This is a genomic window from Pseudoalteromonas lipolytica (assembly GCF_900116435.1).
GTDB classification, from domain to species: domain Bacteria; phylum Pseudomonadota; class Gammaproteobacteria; order Enterobacterales; family Alteromonadaceae; genus Pseudoalteromonas; species Pseudoalteromonas lipolytica.
Genome location: NZ_FPAZ01000050.1, coordinates 1 through 1230 on the forward strand (window position 1 = coordinate 1; position 1230 = coordinate 1230).

Genomic DNA, 1230 nt, shown 5'->3' on the forward strand with positions numbered 1-1230 from the left:
CAGGGCAACCGCATACTTTTACCCAAAAATAAGCTCTGCTCTGAATTCATCGGCCCAGCCAGCCATTTTGAGTTTGCTTCTCATGCTGGCTTTCTTGGGGTGTAAACGAGCCATATTCAAACAAAATCGCCTAATCACTCCGACATTTTCCGCTCCGTCCTCTTTGCGTATTCGGCTATCATCTTCTTTAAACGTCACGTCTAACACCCAGTGGACTTTATTTTCGACTTCCCAGTGTGCTCGGATAGCCTGGTTGACCGCAGCGGGGTCAATATCCAGTGAACTGATGTAATATTGCGTTTCAGTGCTCACCTCTTTGTCTTTAAGGTGGCGCTCTCGCTCTATTTTGATAACACTGCGTATACCTTTCCAGTGCTGTGCTTCACTTATCCACTCACTGATTCTTAGTTGCTGGCACCGGCGTACTTCAATTCGTCCATGGCCAGAATCAGTCTGTTCATTACAGGCAATCCAAGCGGGATTATCCCTCTCTACCTTATGGAAATAGGCGGCAATTTCATCGCGTAGTTGTTTGTGGTTGTTTTTGATGCAGAGCACATAATCTGCGTTCTCCGAGCAGATTTTCTCGACTATCTTTTTCTGAGAGTTCATGGCATCTGCACTGATAAGAGCGCCTTTAATATTAAGCGTGTCGAGTAGATCCAATACCGAAGCATTCTCATTTTTCTTGCCCGATGACTTCAGTTGCGCAAGCACTAAACCTGCATCTTTGCTCCAGGCGGTAATGCTATGTAATGCCGTTTGCTTATCGCCATCGTAGGAATGACGAAGTGTCTTACCGTCGATGGCAATTTGAGGCTTACCCGTTTCAACACGCACTTCATTCACCCAATTCATAAAGGCTTTATTTAATTGTTCAGGGCATATTACTCGGACAATTCGGGCAATGGTATCGTCAACAGGAATGCCGTTTTCAAAGGGACGGTATTGGCGCAACCAATCAAGTTTATCTCGACCAAACACTTCTATATCGCTCCAACCCTCTGCTCCAGAAAGGACTGCACTCACAGTCAGAAATATCACATCAATAAAGTCATGTTGAACATTAATTTGCGTGCGGGGATCGGTAACTTCTGAAAAATGGCTTAGAAAACTCATAATTAACTCGTGTCATCAAAAAAACTATTTGATCACACTAATGATGATAAATATAACGAATTAAATCGATCAGATATCAGAGTAATTTAACAAAAGTACGATCTTGCCCTG

Annotated in this window: 1 protein-coding gene; it reads right to left on the bottom strand. The window is 43.5% G+C overall.

What is annotated here, in order from left to right; translation table 11 throughout:
• Nucleotides 1–18 precede the first annotated feature (18 nt).
• Nucleotides 19–1119, bottom strand: coding sequence for an ISAs1 family transposase (locus tag BM378_RS20250; protein WP_074989609.1), 1101 nt, complete (start codon nt 1117–1119; stop codon nt 19–21).
• Between the last annotated feature and the right edge of the window lie 111 nt (nt 1120–1230).